Origin of the sequence: Maribacter sp. (assembly GCF_016744255.1) — a bacterium.
GTDB lineage: Bacteria > Bacteroidota > Bacteroidia > Flavobacteriales > Flavobacteriaceae > Maribacter_B.
In genome coordinates this window covers 77,414-95,641 of sequence record NZ_JADGES010000002.1, presented here as the reverse complement: position 1 = coordinate 95,641, position 18,228 = coordinate 77,414, and the positions used below count along the sequence as shown (strand labels likewise).

Here is an 18,228-nt window from a genome sequence, read left to right as displayed (position 1 = left end):
TTAGCCAAAATAAACTGGCATATCAGTTTTATATATTTTCTTTGGCTTTGTTTTGCCAAAAATAGTAAGAGGAAAAAAACAACATGACACTAACCAATAATATTAATGTGCTTCTTATTACGGAAGGCACATACCCTTATAGCGGAGGAGGAGTTTCTACATGGGCTCATGATTTGTGCACTAAGACAAGGGGTATTGATTTTACATTATATTCTATTAACGCAGGCGTAGAAGTAACCCCTAAATACCCACTAAGTAAAAATGTAAAAAATATCATACAGGTTCCAATGTGGTCTCCAGAAGAACCTTTTGATTGTGTAGATTATAATATAAAATACTCTGCAATACTCAAGGCAAGAGAGTTTACATCAGACGATATTATTACAAGCTCTTTTGTTCCAAATTTTAAATCATTTATCGAAGAAATATATTCTGAAAATCAATCTTTAGAAAATGTAAATGCCAGTTTCTATAAAATGTGGCGTTTTTTTCAGAAATATGATTATAAAACTACAATGACCAGCGAAGCAGTCTGGTATACTTTCTGTGACGTTGTGTCGCAAGTATTGCCCCCAGAAGAGTTAAATGTAATATCCTTGGAAGATATGACGACAGCTATGCGTTGGATTTATCGTTTTCTTATTCCAATGGCCATAGAGGTTCCTAAAATGGATATTTCTCATATTACAATTTCTGGAATAGCGGTTATTCCTGCTTTAGTATTAAAATATAAATACAATACGCCAATTTTAGTAACAGAACATGGTGTTTTTATCAGAGAACGTTTAATTGCTATTAGCGCTGCCGACTATTCTTATTTCTTAAAAAAAATGCTTATTAATTTTTCAGAATGTATTACAAAATTGGTTTATTCGCATGCGTCAAAAATTAGCACGGTTAGTAAATTCAATATGTCGTGGGAAAAATTTTATGGAGCAGAACTATCAAAAATAGAAGTTATTTATAATGGAGTGGATGAAAACGTATTTATTCCAAGACCAAAACCAGAACACTTAAAAAATATTCCAACTGTTGTTGCAGCTGCAAGAATTTTCGATTTAAAAGATATTTTAACCATGATTAAATCTTGCAATGAAGTGGTAAAAACAATACCCAATGTGCAGTATTTAATATATGGTAACAAAGATGCAGTACCAGAATACACGATAGAATGTGAAGAATTAATAAAAGAATTAAAGCTAGAAAATAATTTCTTTTTAAAAGGATTTCATAATAAGCCAGAGTTAATTTATTCCGAAGGAGATATATCTATACTAACCTCTATTTCAGAAGGATTCCCTTTTACCGTAATAGAATCTATGAGCTCCGGAATACCTGTAGTTGCTACAGATGTAGGAGGGGTTACAGAAGCAATAGATGATACCTGTGGTTTAGTTTGCAAACCTAAAGACCATAAAGAAATAGCACAAAATGTGATAAAACTTTTGCATAATGAAAAACTAAGAAAAGGGATGGGTGAGAATGCCCGCCAGAAAGTATTAGAAAATTTTACTATAGAAACCTTTATAAATTCTTTTGAAAAAACATACCAAAATTTAAGTGTTAAAACTACGAGTTTAATAGAAAATCAAACAATTTAGTATCCGTACGGAAGCGAAGGCTGTCCTCTCATTACATGAAAAATATTCAAGAAAATATTGAAAGTATAACAGAATTGGTAATCCATAAAATTGGTAATCCAGTTAGTGTAATGGTCGTTTTGGCGACATTAGAATCTTTCGGGATTAGAGATAAAGACGTTTTTGAAGATTACGGGTTTGTTTCCCTTTCCGATTTGGCCAAGCACGTATTTAAAGATTTAAAAGGAAGAAACACAGACACATTAAAAAACGAAAGTGAATTAAGAAAGGCAAAGAAAAAAAATGCGCTAGTTCCAGTATCTAGCTATTTATGGATGAAAACAAAGCTGTTAGTGCAGTTTTATCCTTTAGGGATATTTCATCTACTCCCTATTTTTTTACAAATAGCATCTATAATTGTTTTTGGATATTCTTTATGGGCTTTTATAGGATTCAATATTGTACAATCTACATCTGTAGTTTTTGGAGTTATAATTGGTTTAATTGTTTCCGGAGGGTATGTTCAGGTATTAGGGAGGCAAGCATCCTTTTATTGGCACCACCAAGAGTTTAAGAAAGCCAAAATGGTAGTCAATAAGTTAATTAAATCCGGAATTAAGGGTTTACTATTAACATTTTTAAGTATTGCTGCCGTAAATTTCCTGTTTAATCTATACCCTTTTTCTTTTATACTAATTACATGTGTGTATGCTTTTTTAATAGGGTTGCTACTCTTAGTGTCGGCACCTTTTCATACCATAAGACAGCGCTGGGTTATTTCATTAGCAATACTCCTTGCTACAGCGATTGCGTTGTTCCTTAAATTATATACTAACACAAATACTTATGTTACACATTGGGCAGGCATTGGAGTGGCTATTATAGTTTCTAAACTATTTTTAGAATTCTTTTTTAATAGAAAAAAGGGCTTTTATACTGCAGAAAATTTGAGACCAAAGAAGTTAATGGTTATTTATAAAAACTATAGGTATTTCTTTTACGGTACCCTTATATATGTTTTTATTTTTATGGATAGATTTTTAGCTTGGTCTGCTGATATAGATTTAACACATCAGTTTATATTTTTATATGAGAAAGATTATGAAATAGGGATGGATATTGCAATTCTCATATTTTTTATGCTAGCAGGAGTATTAGAGTATGCTATTGCATCTTTTAGCAAGTTTCTAGATATAAAACAACGAAATACATTATTGATTAATAAGAAGGTTTTTAATAAAAGTCTTTTTAGAATGTATCTAGGACATATCTCATTGCTCATCCTTACAGCATTAGTAACTACCACATTTATCTATTTATTAATTACCCAACCTTGGGGTTATGAAGCTAATTTTGGAGAAACTCTAGACTTTATAAGTATCAAGGTTTGTGTTCTTGGTGGTATTGGTTATTTGTTACTTACATGGGGAATGCTTAATTCTTTGTATTTGTTCACATTAGATAGCCCAAAAGGACCATTACGTTCTATAATAATTGCTTGCTTAGTTAATTTGGTTGTAGGTTTTATCTTATCTAGAACAATAAGCTATGAGTATAGCGTTGTTGGTATGTTGGTAGGAGCAGGATTGTTTATGATTTTAACTTTAAGAGAAATTATTATTTTCTTTAAAAAACTAGATTACCATTATTATGCGGCCTATTAATATAATATACCTTTTATTGCCATTTCTAGGTATATCTCAATTACAGCCTAAGGACACCTTGGTAGACAAGCTCTTTGTTTGTTATGGTAAAGTAGATCCAGAATTAATAAAGGGGTATGAATTAGTTGTTATAGAATCGGAACATTATACTTCTTCTGAAATAGAAATTTTTAACAAGAATAATAAAAAAGTAGTCGCTTATATAAGTTTATCAGAAGCTAACGAATACGTTTCTTTTTATAGACATATAGAGCCTTTTACTTTAGGAAAAAATGATATTTGGAATAGTCATTTTATAAATATTAAAGACAAAAAAGCCCAAGAGATTTTACTAAAAGTAATTAGTAGAATAAAACAAAAAGGAATCCAAGGATTGTTTTTAGATAACCTAGATAATGTATCTAAATGGGGAAAATTACACGATCAAAAGGATGAATTTATTACATTTTTAAATAAAATTAAAAAGGATAATGAAGAGCTTTATTTGGTTCAGAATGCAGGTCTTTTTATAACTAATGAACTTAAGAAGATTACAGATGCTATTGTTGTAGAGTCTGTTATAAGTGCCTATGATTTTAAGAAGAAAGAGTATGCCTTACGAGATGTAAATACTAAAAAAGAAATGGTTAAAAGCTTAAAATTGGCAAGAAAAAAAACCACAAGGCCAATTTATGTTATTGAATATGCAGAAACAGCTAAAATGAAAAAAAAGATTCTACAAGAGAGTCTAAAACTTGGTTTTTCAGCATTTGTTGCACAAATAGATTTACAGTCTATTCCAAAATTTAAAATGTAGTTTAAATGGTATTTCTAGATAATATACTTTTAGGGCCTTTTAGAATTTTTCTTCTTTTTCTGGGAGTTCTGGTGGTGCACCAAATAGTTACACGGCAGCCAATTAAGACATACAATTTAGATTATGTAATTAAGCGTTCTATTATATTTGGAAGTATTATATTACTATTGGTTTTTGTGTTGGTGCAGTTAAAAATGTATGATGTTTTTTCTTTAATATCCTTGTTTTTTGGGTTGTTATTTTTTCTGTATTTAGATTTAGGAAGTTTAAGAAATTCTGCTAGCCAAATACAGAAAAAACGGAAAGCCTTTTTACTTACCTTCTTTAGGTTTATGGAAGAGAAACCAAATTTTTCTAAACAATTTAAAAAAACCATCAATTTTTTTCTTCCTAAAAAGATAAATTTTATGGTTGTTACTGCTTTTGCAGTATCATCGGCTTGCTTTATTTCTAGATATCTTTTCTTAAAAAATGACCTATATACACTTTCTGGTTTATGGATTCAGAATCTAGAATTTGTCAAAAATTTTAATGAAAATATTTGGTTTAGCCCTGGATTTACATTGCTAGGAGAAAACGCTATTATTAATTTTTACAGTAAAATTACAGGTATAAGCGAAGAAATGGCAGTTCATTCTTTTGGCCTATTAGAAACGTTTGGGGTTAGCTTAGTTATGTATTGGGTATTAGTAAAGATTACGAACTCAAAGTTTTTAGCGCCAATGATTGGTGTTTTATTCTTTGGTTTTTTCTATAAGTACCTTCCGATAAACATAAACCTTTTATTGGAGCACAATGCTTTGTATATGGCTGTTTGGTTTGCATTTCCTGCGATGCTTTTTACGGTTATACCTCAATTACTTAGTACAGATAAACGTAAATATTTTATAACATTATTTGTTATTTATACTGCATTGGCTTTTGTTAGTTTATTTGTTGGTGTTATCATTATGCCTCTTTTTTTAATTATAGCATTGTTGTTTTTTACAAAAAAAGGACTGCCATATATTTTAAGAAGCATGCTTAGTTATTTATTGGCAACTATTTTGGTAATGACAATACATGCAATAGCATGTTGGTTATTAGATACTTCTTTTGTTACTTTTATAAAGGAAAGTATGATATTGGTAGATGTGTATACGTATTTTCCACAATTGGTTATAACCATAGATAATTTGGTATTAGTATATGCAATCCTTGGCGTAATTACGCTTTTGGGATTAATACCATTATTTGTAAAGGACAAAGAAAAATGGACTCCAGCAATGGTTTTTATTGTTTTTTTAAACATGGTGATAGCTTTAAAATGGTTAGAATGGCCTTGGATTGATGTAGATTTATATTATCAAATTCTTTCCGTATTAATTGTTATTCTAATGGGTGTATTTTGTGGTATTGTAATAAGCTATTTTAGAATCTCTATCCCTAAAAATCGAAAGTCAAAGGCTATAAGTATAGCATCTGTATTCACTTTATTAGTATTAGCATCGTATTTTACCAATAGTTTTTCTAAGTATAATTTTGAAAAGACAGATGAGCTTAAAACCGATATTCTTTTAATTTATAATGATTTGTCTAGTAATTATTTACCATACTCTTATGCTGTGGTAAATCAAAATTATGGACAGAGCATAGGGAAGAGCGAACATCATTTTATTAATTATAATATTTTTACAAGCGCATATGCTAAACAAGATTCTATCTATCAAACCATCAAGGGAGATGAGGAATTAATGAAAAAGAATTCTGGTAATATATTACCAAATAGTGTTTTTGTTTTTGTGCCCAAAAACAATGTAAATTCTAAGGATAAAAACTTTAAGATTAAAAAAGAAACAGCTATTCAAATAGAATATCAAATAGATATTCTAAAAAATAGAGGGCGAAAGGTAAAAGTATATTTTGAAGATAATTTTTTAACCGTTTACGAAATCGTAAATAAGGAAAATGCTTCTAGATTAAATGATTTAATTTTTGATTTATGATCAATAAAATAAAGCTTGGCTTTCTAACCATTTTGGTGGGCTTTCTATTAGGATGCCAAAGAGATATTTATAGATTTACACACGAATTTAGTATGCCAGAAAAGAGTAGGGAACTACCCCTTGTTCAATTTTTGGTTAGTAAAAATGAGTATAGTAATATCTTAGAAAGTAAAAATTTAAATAAGGCACTAGAATATACTAAAATACCATACAAAAATATTTTTATAAATGATTTTAATGAGAATCAAGAAATAGCTCCAACAACAAGAGTTTTATGTATATATGAAACAGCTCCTTTAAATAAACTAGCTTTAAAGGCTATTTTAAATTTTGTAGCAAAAGGAGGTACTTTATATGTAACGAAAGCAATTAAAGATGAAAGAATAGCATTTTTAATAGGCCTTAACCCAGATGCCAATTGGGAAACAAATAAAACAGCACAAGGATATAGTTTTAAGTCTCCTGTTTTTCCGGGGAAACAAGGTTTTAAGTATAATGATGGGGGTCTTCATTTAGGATTTAGTGGGCGTAATTTTTCCGATAACACTCAAGTTTTAATTAGTGCTACAAACAATACTGATTACCCTGTGTTATTAGAAAATAAAATAGGTAAAGGAAGGGTAATGTTTTTTAATTCATCTACTCTATTGAACAAGAGTATGCGTGGATTTATGTTCTCTAGCATTCTTAAAGGTTTAGAAGGTATTCCTTATCCTATTGCTAATGTAGCTACTATCTTTTTAGATGATTTTCCTTCACCAACATATAATATTTATAAGGAACCAATTAAGTCAGAACTAAATATTACGGTAACAGATTACGTAAAAGACGTCTGGTGGCCCGATATGAAAAAACTAGCACTAAAGCAAAATATAGAATATACAGCTTATGTTACTTTCGATTATAACGCGGTTGTTGTTCCACCTTTTACTTTTACAGAATGGGATAGGAATACGGTTACTAAAGAAGGCTCATTGCAAAAATTAAGCAGTTGGATTGGTAGGGATGTTATTAAAAATGGGCATGAACTTGGTTTTCATGGATATAACCATGTTTCGCTATTAAAGGAAGATTGGAAGAACCCAGAATATATGGTTACCGCCTTAGATGCTGCTGAAAAAAAATGGAAAGTATTAGATTTTAAAAACTTACCCGTATCCTACGTACCTCCATCAAATTATATAGATAGTATTGGTTTGGTTAAATTAAACAAAGGAATACCAAGTATTAAGTATTTGCAAAGTGTTTATTTAGGGACATTAGAAGAAGGTGGTGATAGAGAATTTGGGCCAGACCCGTATAATGACAAGTTTTTCGATTTCCCTAGAATAAGTAGTGGTTATGTTTTAGAAACCGCTAATATTTGGGCTATAGAGTCTATGTATTTGTGTACGGGAGTATGGACACATTTTGTGCACCCAGATGATGTATATCAAATCCCTGATAAATCTAATGCGTTGACTAGTGGTCATTTTAGTTATAGAAATAAGCACAAACTAAACTGGTATTCTAAAAATGGTAAAAAAGGGATGTACGATACTTTTAATGATCATATTTCTGAGTACAAAAGGGACCACCCTTTTTCAAGGTTTTTAAATGCTAGTAAGGCAGCAGAACGCACTATGGATTGGCGCTATGCTTATTATAGGCATTCTAATTTTGATGGAATGTATGAGGTAGAAAGTAGTAATGCCAGAAATAAAGAAAAGAGTAATTTTTGGTTAATGTACGTAGATGAGGCTAATGTTCCTCTAGTAGATGATTTGTTAACTGAAGAGGAACTAAAAATTAAGAAAACAGCTATGTTAGATGGTTTTTTATACTCGATAAAATCAGGAAATTCATCTATTTCTGTTCCTGATTTATTCGGTAAATCGAGAGCTGTTTATAAACCTAACAATGTAGTATTATCAGTGGTAACTAAAGATTATGAGCTGTATTTAAAAAATAAAAAATTAATGACTCCAATGGCCGATTTAGTGAATAGGTATGTAGTCGATGGAGAATTAAATAAGGCAACAGATTTAATCGAAGAAAATTTTAAAACGAACCCTAATGCAAGCTCCGATATATGGTTGGAATATGCCGAATACATGGCATGGCAGAAAAGAGAAAATAAAGTTTGGAAAGAGCTAAATAGCTACTACTTAAGATTTAAGTCCAAAAATAATGCAGACATTTCTAGGAAAGTTAATGACATAGTAGGGTACCCTAATGATGCAGAACGTAAAGTATGGCTTACCAGACAAATAGAATGGAAATCTAAAGACATTAATGTTTTATCAGAGTACGTAGATTATTTTAACACAAAACCAAACCATAAACAGATTAGAGAAGTATTAAAAAAATTAGTAACTATACAGCCAAATTCTAAAAACTCTAAACTTTATATAAATCACTTAATAGATAATGATTATGAAGATTTAGTGGAAGAACTTTTGGTTTTAAATCCATGTGATAAAGATTATAAAGAATTAGCAACGATAATCGCTTGGACTTTTGCAGATAATTTAAGATTCAGTAAGGCTTTAGAATGGCAGAAATGCGCAAGTAATATAGATCAGGAAACAATCGATTTTTGGACAATGAGCTCTTCGAATTTCGAAAAGATGAAAAAGAAAAATTTCCCATACTATATAGCTTTATTGTTAGCGAATAACCCTAAAAAAGCAACACAAGAGCTTAAGAGTAACAAAAGTTGTTCTAAAGAATTAAAACATTTAGCAACAAAAATTGCTAAAACTTATGCCGATTATGGTAATTATAAAAAAGCGTTGGAATGGGCAGAATGTACCGACGAAATTACTATAAAAGATAAAATGTCTTGGCTTTATGAAGTAAAAGATATTTCGGGACTAAAAAGTACGTTTACGAGATATATCGCTAGAAATTCTAAAGACCATGAAATACGTTTATTTATGGCAACGTTATTGCTTTATGAAGGGGAAGTAAAAGAATCTGCAAAAGTAGCATTTAGTGTTCCTAGTGAAAAAATTAATGAAAAATACAAGAGAGCACTAAACAAAGAAGTTAAAAATCTAGAGCTTAAAGAGCAAGTGGAAATATTTAGGCAATATGGCGATTTGTTAGATCTAGAAATTGGGGAACAAATAGCCAAAAAGATGAGGCAAGAAAGAGGGTCGTCTATAAGCTTTGGGTCTTTTAGTATTAACGATAAATTAAAGCCAACCGTATTATCTAATATTGTAAATTACAATACCCACAATGCCAATGGAAACATGCATAGTTTTTCCGTTACGCAAAGCACTATGTTTAAATTGAATGGTTTTCCATCAAATAATGAAAATATTGGACATGACTTAATGGGATTAGAATATGGGTTTACCAATAAGTCTAATAAAAAATATAAGTATGCTCTGAGAGGACGAGTAGAAAGAGATAATTTTGGGGATTTCTTTTTTCAGGGAAGTGCAGGAGTTAACTATTCTAAGAAAAAGAATTTTACGGCCTTTCAATTAGATGCCTTTCCGGTGATGTCTGGACCAGGACATTCTTTAGGTATCTATAGAATTCAGTTTACGGGCTATAAAGAAATGGCTATTGGGAAACAAATTAAACCAATATTGTCTTTAGAATCTAACTATTATACAGACAAAGAGAATGACCATATGCTATTGGGTAGATTAGAATATAAACTTATAGGTTTAGATAAACTTAAGTTTTTACCATTAATCGAGGGAGCTGCAGGAATAGGGAGTACAGATCGTAAATCTGGCTATCCTTATTGGATGGCTAAAGAAAGAGTATACGCAGGTGCTGGTGCTTTGGTTGTTTTAGGTTCAGAGAAAAGCAAGTTTAACTTAACTGCTGATTTTGGAATGTTTATGGAGAAAGACGAGCCTAATTTCGAGAGATATACAGGGAACATGTCTTATAAAATAACGGACTTTACTAAAATAAATGCAGGCTATGAGTTTTACACAATAAAGAACTTCTTTTCTAATGTTATTCAATTTGGATTATCGTATAATTTTAAATAAACCTGTCGTATTAAATAGTGAAATTTAAGATACTATGTTATTTCTTGTTTTTATGAAGTAATTGTAATTTACTCTTTTTAAAAAGTCCTTGTGTTTTACTAATACAGGGACTTTTTTGTTTTAAATAAAAATGTTATTTACTGGTATTAAATGATATATATCATTTAATTGAGGGGCGTAAAACCATAACTTTATCTTGTTATTTTAAATTCAAAACAACAAAATAAGAGGATTTTAATAATTCTTTTATTTTGTTGTTGCGGTGTTTAATTTTTCAAATTAAATCCATGACTAAAAACCCTTTTATTACGGACTATTATACCGAAGAAGATTTAAAATCTTTTGGAGTAAAAGAAGTGGGTAAAAATGTAAAGGTTGCAAAGAATTGTACCATTGTAGGTATTACTAATTTGTCTATTGGAAGTAATGTAATTATTGATGAGCACTGTTCTTTTATTATTACGGAACAAGGATTTTTAAATATAGGTTCTTATGTTCATATTGGTTCTTTTAGTCATTTGTTGGCTACCGATGGGATAGAAATTCAAGATTTTAGTGGACTGTCTCAAGGAGTCAAAATTTATAGTAAAACAGATGATTACTCAGGGAATACTTTAACAAACCCAACAACCCCTAATAAATATAAAAATTATAAAAAAGGTAAAGTATTAATACAAGAACACGTTATAGTTGGTGCAGGCAGTGTAATTCTACCAAATGTAACTATAGAAGAAGGAGTTGCTATTGGTGCCCTTGCCGTAGTTTCTACTAACTTAAAGTCATGGACGATATACTACGGAAACCCCATTAAAAAATTAACAAATAGATCCAAAAACCTACTTACCCAAAAAATAGATTTATTAACTAAAAACCAAAACGTCCCAGATTATGATTACAACAACAGAAACAAGAGATAAAATTAGAGAATACATTATAGAATCGACCTTTGGAGATACAGAAGATATCCAAGATAACACCTTAATTTTCGAAGCCGGATTATTAGATTCTATGGGGTTATTATTCCTTATAGAGTATATTAAAGAAGAGTTTAGTATAGAGACTAATGATGCCGAATTGGTAGTAGATAATTTTAAATCTATTGATAGTATCTCAGATTTTATTGAGAGTAAAGTCGGCAAGGAATAACTCATAGATATAAATAGCTTATGTGTGGTATCGCAGGTTTTTACCAATGTAGCGACAGCAAGGATACACGCTTAAATATTCTCACCAAAATGCTTACTAGAATTAAGCATAGAGGACCAGACCAAAGTGGGGTTTATTTATCTAATAAAATTGGTTTAGGCAGTGTAAGGTTAAGCATAGTCGATTTAGAAACAGGTACAATGCCTTTATCTAATGAAGAGGAGTCTCTATGGATTGTTTTTAATGGAGAAATATTTAATCACCCAGAATTAAAAGAAGAATTAGTACAAAAAGGGCATACTTTTAAAACTACTAGTGATACGGAGGTTATTGTGCATTTGTATCAAGAATACGGTCCAGATTTTATCAGCCAATTAAATGGTCAGTTTGCAATTGCTATATGGGATACTATTAAGGAGGAATTGTTTTTAGCCAGAGATAGAGTTGGGATTCGTCCATTTTTTTATACCCAGGTAAATGGAGCTTTCGTTTTTGCATCAGAAATAAAAGCTTTTTTAGAATACCCAGAGTTAAATTTAAAGATTTCATCTAAAGCCCTTCAAGAGTATTTTACGTTTTGGACAGCCATTCCTCCACATACCCTATTTAAAGATGTTTATGAATTAAAACCAGGGCATAGTCTAATTGTAAATTCAGGTGGAATCAAAGAATCTAGATATTGGAAGGTGCCAATCTATACACCCAAAAGACAGTTTAAAGGAAGTCTAGAAGAAGCATCAGAAAAACTAGATGCTATTTTTAAAGATGCTGTGCGTATAAGGTTACGAGCAGATGTTCCCGTTGCAGCATATTTAAGCGGAGGACTAGATTCTAGTATTATTACTGCCACGATAAAAGAAGTTTCTACGAATAAATTAAAAACTTTTTCAATAGGTTTTAATGAAAAGGAGTTTGATGAGTCGGACTATCAGCAAATAGCTGTAGACTATTTTAAAACAAGCCACGCCAGTATAAAAAGTAGTTATAAAGATATAGCGCGAGTTTTTCCGGATGTCATTTGGCATACAGAAGCTCCTATTTTAAGAACGTCTCCTGCGCCAATGAATTTACTAGCTGGGCTAGTACAAAAAAACAACATTAAGGTAGTAGTTACAGGGGAAGGCGCAGATGAAATTTGTGGAGGGTATAATATATTTAAAGAATCTAAAATTAGAAAATTCTGGTCTAAAGACCCTACTTCTAATTTAAGGCCATTACTTTTAAAAAAACTGTATCCTTATCTCCCATGGATGAAAAGTGTAAATATTACAGCGTTAAAGTTGTTTTTTGGGTATAAATTATCCGATGTTAAATCTCCGATTTACTCCCATGTATTACGCTGGCATAATACAGCGCATATAACTAGTTATTTATCGCAAAAAATAAAAGATAAAATAAAAGGGAATGACCCTATTGATAGACTCGAGAAGGAGCTAGTAAAAAAACTAAACAATGTAGATTCTCTAAGTAAAGCTCAATGGCTAGAAATGTGTCTTTTTATGTCTGGGTACTTGCTGTCATCGCAAGGGGATCGCATGGCTATGGCTCATTCTATTGAAGGAAGATACCCTTTTCTAGACCATAGAATTATAGATTTTTGTATGCAATTACCATCAGAATATAAATTAAAAGGACTTAACGAAAAGTATCTTTTAAAGAAGATGATGAAAGGTAAACTACCAGAAGAGATACGTAATAGACCAAAACAGGCGTATAGGTCACCTATTAGATCTGCCTTTGCGCAAGAAGGCTTACCCTTATATTTAAAAAGTCTTTTAGAGGTAGAGAAGATAAAAGAATTTGGATTGTTTAACGAGAACCATGTGGGTAACCTGTTAAAGAAAATGAGGTCTAATCATCCGGTATCCGAAATAGATAATATGGCAATTACAGGTATTTTATCTACTCAAATAGTATACGATACTTTTATAAAAAGGTCACGGGGATCTATAGAAGATAAAGATATATTGCAATTAGATAAAGTAATAATTCAATAGTAGAAAAAAATAAGTTTTATGGAAACAATGATAAAAGAACCTTTTTCTAAAGACATTTTAGTAATAAAGGATATAGAGAATCTTTGTAACGATATTATAAAAAAGTTACAAGAAGATGTAGGAGCAAATTTACAACGTAGAGGGGCTATTGTTGGTATTAGCGGAGGTATAGATTCTTCTGTAGTGTTGGCATTATCGGCAAAGGCATTTGGCCCAAAAAAGGTGTTAGGTATTATGCTCCCAGAGCAAGATTCTAGTGATGATAGTAAAATGTTGGCATTAGAATTAGCGGATACTTTTGGGGTCGTTACTTTAGAAGAAAATATTACAGGAGCATTACGTGGGTTTAATTGCTATGAAAGAAGAGATGAAGCAATTGGGAGAGTAATAAAAGATTTTAATCCAAAAGCAGATAAAGCAAAAATTGAAATAAAACAGAATATTGCGGATAATATTCCAGCCGTTTTTTCGATTACCGTAATTAGACCAGATGGAGAAGTAGTTAGTAAATTATTACCAGCAAAGGAGTATTTACAAATTGTTGCAGCAACAAATTTTAAGCAAAGAAGTAGAATGTCTATGTTATACTATCATGCAGAAAGAATGCATTATGCGGTTATAGGAACACCAAATAAGCACGAAGTAGAACAAGGCTTTTTTGTAAAGTACGGAGACGGAGGAGCAGATGTTATGCCTATTGGTCATTTATATAAAACGCAAGTATATCAGTTGGCCGAGTATTTAGGTGTTCCCAAAGAAATTATTAGTAGAACACCAACCACGGATACATATACTGCAGAACAAACCCAAGAAGATTTCTTTTATCAGATGCCTTTTAAAGAAATGGATTTAATATGGTATGGTTGGGAAAACCAATATTCCGCAGAAGAAGTAGGGAAAGTAATGGAAAGGTCTACTCCTGAAATTGAGAATATTTTTAAGAGTTTTGTTCGTAAACAGAAAACAACAGAGTATTTAAGAATGAAGCCTATTTTTTAGGATAAACAGAGAATTATGAATGTTTTTGATTACCTCTTTAGCGGTTCTAAAAATCTAGAAAAAGAATTTGTTCTAGGGTCTAAAGAGGCAATCTCTTTTTCAGAATTATATGCCAATAGTTTAAAAGTTGCATCTTATTTTAAAGAAAGTGTTGGCAAAGAGAAGGCTATAGTATTAATTGCTCCCAATTCTACTTTTTTTATAACAGCGTATTTAGCAATTTTAAAATCAGGAAATATTTGTATTCCTCTTAATTACGGTGTTGAACAAGCAACCTTGGAGTATGTTTTAGGTTCTACAAACTGTAGTTTAGTAGTTACAACAAAAGCATTGGCTAAAAAGTTGAATCAATCCTTAGAAAATTGTCTGGTAGAGGAGGATGTAGAGCAGATTATACAAGAGCAAAAAGTAATTAATTTTGATGCTTTTTTAGATAGTAACAAAGTTGCAGAAATAATATTTACTTCTGGGTCAACAGGTTTACCTAAAGGAGTAATGTTGTCTCATAAAAATATAATAACAAACACAGAATCTATTCTTGGGTATTTAAAACTTACTTCTAAAGATGTTATGTGTGTTGTTTTACCTTTCTTTTATTGCTACGGTTTGTCTCTTTTACATACCCATTTAAAAGTCGGAGGTTCTATTGTTTTGAATAATAATTTTATTTTTCTAGGCACTGTAATATCCGATATGCAGAAATATAAATGTACCGGTTTTGCAGGGGTTCCAAGTCACTTTCAAATTTTATTAAAAAAATCGAAAACCTTTAAAGATACTAAATTTCCGTATTTAAAATATGTTACCCAAGCAGGAGGTAAATTGCATAGTAATTTTATCGATGAATTTACAAATGCTTTTCCAGAGATAAATTTTTACATAATGTATGGACAAACAGAAGCCACTGCGCGTTTGTCATATTTAGCTCCAGAAAATCTACCAAGTAAAATAAAATCTATAGGTAAGGCTATTCCCAATGTAGAATTGAAAATCGTCGATGAAAAAGGAATGGAAGTAGCTGTAAATAAAGAAGGGGAATTAATAGCCAAAGGAGATAATATTATGCTTGGTTATTATAAAGATAATAAAGCTACGGAAGAAACATTGGTAGATGGGTGGCTGTATACAGGAGATATTGCTAAAAAAGATGAAGAGGATTTTATTTATTTAGTAGACAGAAAAAAGGCAATTTTAAAAGTTGGAGGAAAAAGAGTAAGTCCTAAGGAAATAGAAGCAGTAGTTTTAGAGGTGCCTGGTGTTATAGATTGTAGTATTGTTGGAGTAATAGATGAGGTACAAGGGGAAGCGTTACAGGCTATTGTTGTAATTAATAAAGACGATAAGGAAGATGCTATGAAAGCACAAATTCTGGAGTACTGCGCCAAGAAACTTTCGTTATATAAAATACCTAGAAATTTTGTGTTTAAGAAAGCTATAGCCATGAATGCCACGGGCAAAAAAACCAAATACTAAATATTGTTGTATTAATCTACACTATTGGTTAAGTTTAGGGTGACTAATAAAAATAAAACCAATGCAAAGACCCTTTTTAATACTCTTTTTGTTAAGCCAGTTATGGGCTACTAACATAACAGCACAAGAAAAATTATTCTCTTATTTAGATGTATATGATTTAGAATATGTGTCAGACCCTCAAATTTCACCTAATGGAAATATGGTGGTATATAGAAGAATGGGCTTTGATATTATGAAAGATAAATCCGTAGGGCAACTTTGGCTTATTAATTCAGATGGTACAAAACACCAAAAACTAACCTCTAGAGAAGTATCAGAATTTAGTGCTAGGTGGTCTCCTTCTGGAGATAGGTTGGCTTTTGTAAGTAGTACCGAAGAAGGCTCAGAAATTTATATGTACTGGCTTGCTTCTAGTAAAATCGCAAAAATTTCTCAGTTGCCTTTTAATCCTAGTTCATTAACATGGTCGCCAGATGGTGTCCAATTGGCATTTACTATGCATATGCCTAAAGCCCCTCCTGTATTGGCTAAAATGCCAAAAAAACCAAAAGGAGCTAAATGGGCAGATAAACCAAGAATTACGGATAGATTGTATCATGAGGCAGATGGGAGAGGTTACATTCCTACGGGATTTAATCACCTATTCGTGGTACCAGCAATAGGAGGAGCAATACGTCAAATTACAACAGGAGACTTTCATCATAGAGGAAATTTAAGTTGGTCTCTAAAAGGAGACAAAATTTATTTTTCTGGTAATAGAAATGAAGATTGGGAGTACGATTTTAGAAATAGCGAAGTCTATGAAGTTGGGGTTATTAATGGAGATATTAAGGCCTTAACCAATAGAAAAGGCCCAGATGCAAACCCTATTATTTCTCCAGACGGAAAACGAATAGCATATATTGGTTTTGAAGATAAAGTACAGGCATTCCAGGTTAGAAAATTACATATAATGAATGTGGATGGAAGTAATTCTAAAGTTATTTCTAATGATTTAGACAGGAGTGTTTCTAATATTATTTGGGATAGTAAAAGTTCTGGGCTTTATTTTGGTTATGATGATAAAGGCAATAGTAAAATAGGGCATATTACGCTGCAGGGAAAAGTTTCTAAATTGGCAGATAATAAAGGGGGAACTTCTATTGGTAGACCGTATGCAGGAGGCTCTTTTACGGTTTCTAAAAATGGAACAATAGCCTATACACAGACGCGCCCCGAATACCCTTCGGAATTAGCAATAGTGAATCCAAAATCAAAGAAAGTAAAGAAAATAACAGCTTTAAATAACGCTTTGTTTACCTATAAAAATTTAGGAAAAGTAGAAGAAGTATGGTATACGTCTTCCGTAGATCAGAGAGATATTCAAGGCTGGGTAGTATACCCTCCAAATTATGATGCAACAAGAAAATATCCTTTTTTAGTAGAAAATCACGGAGGACCTATTCTTAACTATGGAGATCGTTTTTCTGCAGAAATGCAATTGTATGCTTCTGCAGGATATATTGTTTTTTACCCAAATCCTAGAGGAAGCACTGGTTATGGAGAAGAGTTTGCCAATTTATTGTACAATAATTACCCAGGAGAAGATTATAATGATGTTATGGATGGCGTAGATTTCTGCATAGAAAAAGGAATAGCTCAGGAAGATAAATTATATGTTACAGGAGGTAGTGCAGGGGGTATTATGTCGGCTTGGATGATAGGAAAAAATAATAGATTTGAGGCAGCTGTAGTTGCAAAACCAGTTATGAACTGGATTAGTAAAACCCTTGTAGCCGATAATTATTTTGGGTATGCAAATTCTAGATACCCAGGGCAACCATGGGAAAATTTTGAAGGCTATTGGAAATTTTCACCACTTTCGCTCGTTGGTAATATTGAAACCCCTACTATGGTAATGGTGGGGATGAATGATTTACGAACACCTCCTAGCGAAGCAAAACAATTATACCACGCCTTAAAATTAAGAAAGATAGAAACTGTTTTAGTAGAAATTCCAGGAGCAAGTCATGGTATAGCAAACAGGCCGAGTAATTTAATTACAAAGATTGCACATACTTTATCATGGTTTAATACGTATAATGAAACAAAGGAATAGTATATATGGCGAATAAAAAGAGACATTGGTTGTGGAATTTAATTCTACTAATAACATTAGCAGCATGTTTATTAGCCTTTGCCGTACATTATAAAAACTGGACAAAAATAGAGCTAGATAGTATAAAAATGGTCTCTGGGATTTATTATAAAGAGATAAAATTCATTGAGGTTGATAGTGTGTCAATGGTAGAGAGAATACCCGATATGGAGCGTTTAAATGGATTTTCGGCCTTGTCTAAGGGTAATGGATTGTATAGAGAGTTTAAAGATTCGCTTACCGATAAGAAAGTGCATGTCTTTGTCGATAATTTTGAACATCAAAAAATTAGAATAGTATACCAAGATTCCCTAAAATTATTTTTTAATTACAAGGATAGTATAGAAACGGTAGAGCTTTTGTCTCTTTTTAAAAGAAAATTGGATGGTTCTAAATAACTATTTAAGTAGTTAAGCAAAATATTATAGTCGCAAATAGGTATAATTA

Annotated in this window: 12 protein-coding genes; all 12 read left to right on the top strand. The window is 31.5% G+C overall.

Going from position 1 to position 18,228, the window contains the following annotated elements; translation table 11 throughout:
- The first annotated feature begins 83 nt into the window (after nucleotides 1-83).
- A complete protein-coding gene (gene pelF / locus QZZ51_RS01005) occupies nucleotides 84-1,601 on the top strand; it encodes a GT4 family glycosyltransferase PelF (RefSeq protein WP_291864639.1) in 1,518 nt (505 codons plus the stop codon).
- Nucleotides 1,602-1,636: 35 nt separating this feature from the next.
- On the top strand, nucleotides 1,637-3,244 hold the full coding sequence (locus QZZ51_RS01000; protein WP_291864636.1) for a hypothetical protein: 1,608 nt from the start codon (nucleotides 1,637-1,639) through the stop codon (nucleotides 3,242-3,244).
- Nucleotides 3,231-4,040: an endo alpha-1,4 polygalactosaminidase gene (locus QZZ51_RS00995; protein WP_291864633.1), complete on the top strand. Its 810-nt coding sequence runs from the start codon at nucleotides 3,231-3,233 to the stop codon at nucleotides 4,038-4,040. The genes QZZ51_RS01000 and QZZ51_RS00995 overlap by 14 nt, the downstream gene beginning before the upstream one ends.
- A gap of 5 nt (nucleotides 4,041-4,045) precedes the next feature.
- Nucleotides 4,046-6,025 carry a hypothetical protein gene (locus QZZ51_RS00990; RefSeq protein ID WP_291864630.1) on the top strand — a complete coding sequence of 660 codons (1,980 nt, stop codon included), beginning with the start codon at nucleotides 4,046-4,048 and terminating at the stop codon, nucleotides 6,023-6,025.
- On the top strand, nucleotides 6,022-10,026 hold the full coding sequence (locus QZZ51_RS00985) for a DUF2194 domain-containing protein (protein ID WP_291864627.1): 4,005 nt from the start codon (nucleotides 6,022-6,024) through the stop codon (nucleotides 10,024-10,026). The genes QZZ51_RS00990 and QZZ51_RS00985 overlap by 4 nt, the downstream gene beginning before the upstream one ends.
- A 287-nt stretch (nucleotides 10,027-10,313) precedes the next feature.
- The gene (locus QZZ51_RS00980; RefSeq protein ID WP_291864625.1) at nucleotides 10,314-10,943 is read left to right on the top strand and encodes an acyltransferase; all 630 of its coding nucleotides are present in this window, start codon (nucleotides 10,314-10,316) and stop codon (nucleotides 10,941-10,943) included.
- Nucleotides 10,915-11,172 carry an acyl carrier protein gene (locus tag QZZ51_RS00975; protein WP_291864622.1) on the top strand — a complete coding sequence of 86 codons (258 nt, stop codon included), beginning with the start codon at nucleotides 10,915-10,917 and terminating at the stop codon, nucleotides 11,170-11,172. Before QZZ51_RS00980 ends, QZZ51_RS00975 begins: the two co-directional genes overlap by 29 nt.
- Nucleotides 11,173-11,192: 20 nt before the next feature.
- Nucleotides 11,193-13,169 (top strand): asparagine synthase (glutamine-hydrolyzing), encoded by a 1,977-nt coding sequence (asnB, locus tag QZZ51_RS00970; protein ID WP_291864620.1) that lies wholly within the window; start codon nucleotides 11,193-11,195, stop codon nucleotides 13,167-13,169.
- 18 nt (nucleotides 13,170-13,187) lie between these two features.
- Entirely contained in the window at nucleotides 13,188-14,168 is a 981-nt protein-coding gene (nadE, locus tag QZZ51_RS00965; RefSeq protein WP_291864618.1) for an NAD(+) synthase, read from the top strand.
- Between the two features lie 15 nt (nucleotides 14,169-14,183).
- A complete protein-coding gene (locus QZZ51_RS00960) occupies nucleotides 14,184-15,641 on the top strand; it encodes a class I adenylate-forming enzyme family protein (protein ID WP_291864615.1) in 1,458 nt (485 codons plus the stop codon).
- 61 nt (nucleotides 15,642-15,702) lie between these two features.
- Entirely contained in the window at nucleotides 15,703-17,742 is a 2,040-nt protein-coding gene (locus QZZ51_RS00955; RefSeq protein WP_291864613.1) for a S9 family peptidase, read from the top strand.
- 5 nt (nucleotides 17,743-17,747) lie between these two features.
- Nucleotides 17,748-18,179, top strand: coding sequence for a hypothetical protein (locus QZZ51_RS00950; RefSeq protein WP_291864610.1), 432 nt, complete (start codon nucleotides 17,748-17,750; stop codon nucleotides 18,177-18,179).
- Nucleotides 18,180-18,228: the final 49 nt, after the last annotated feature.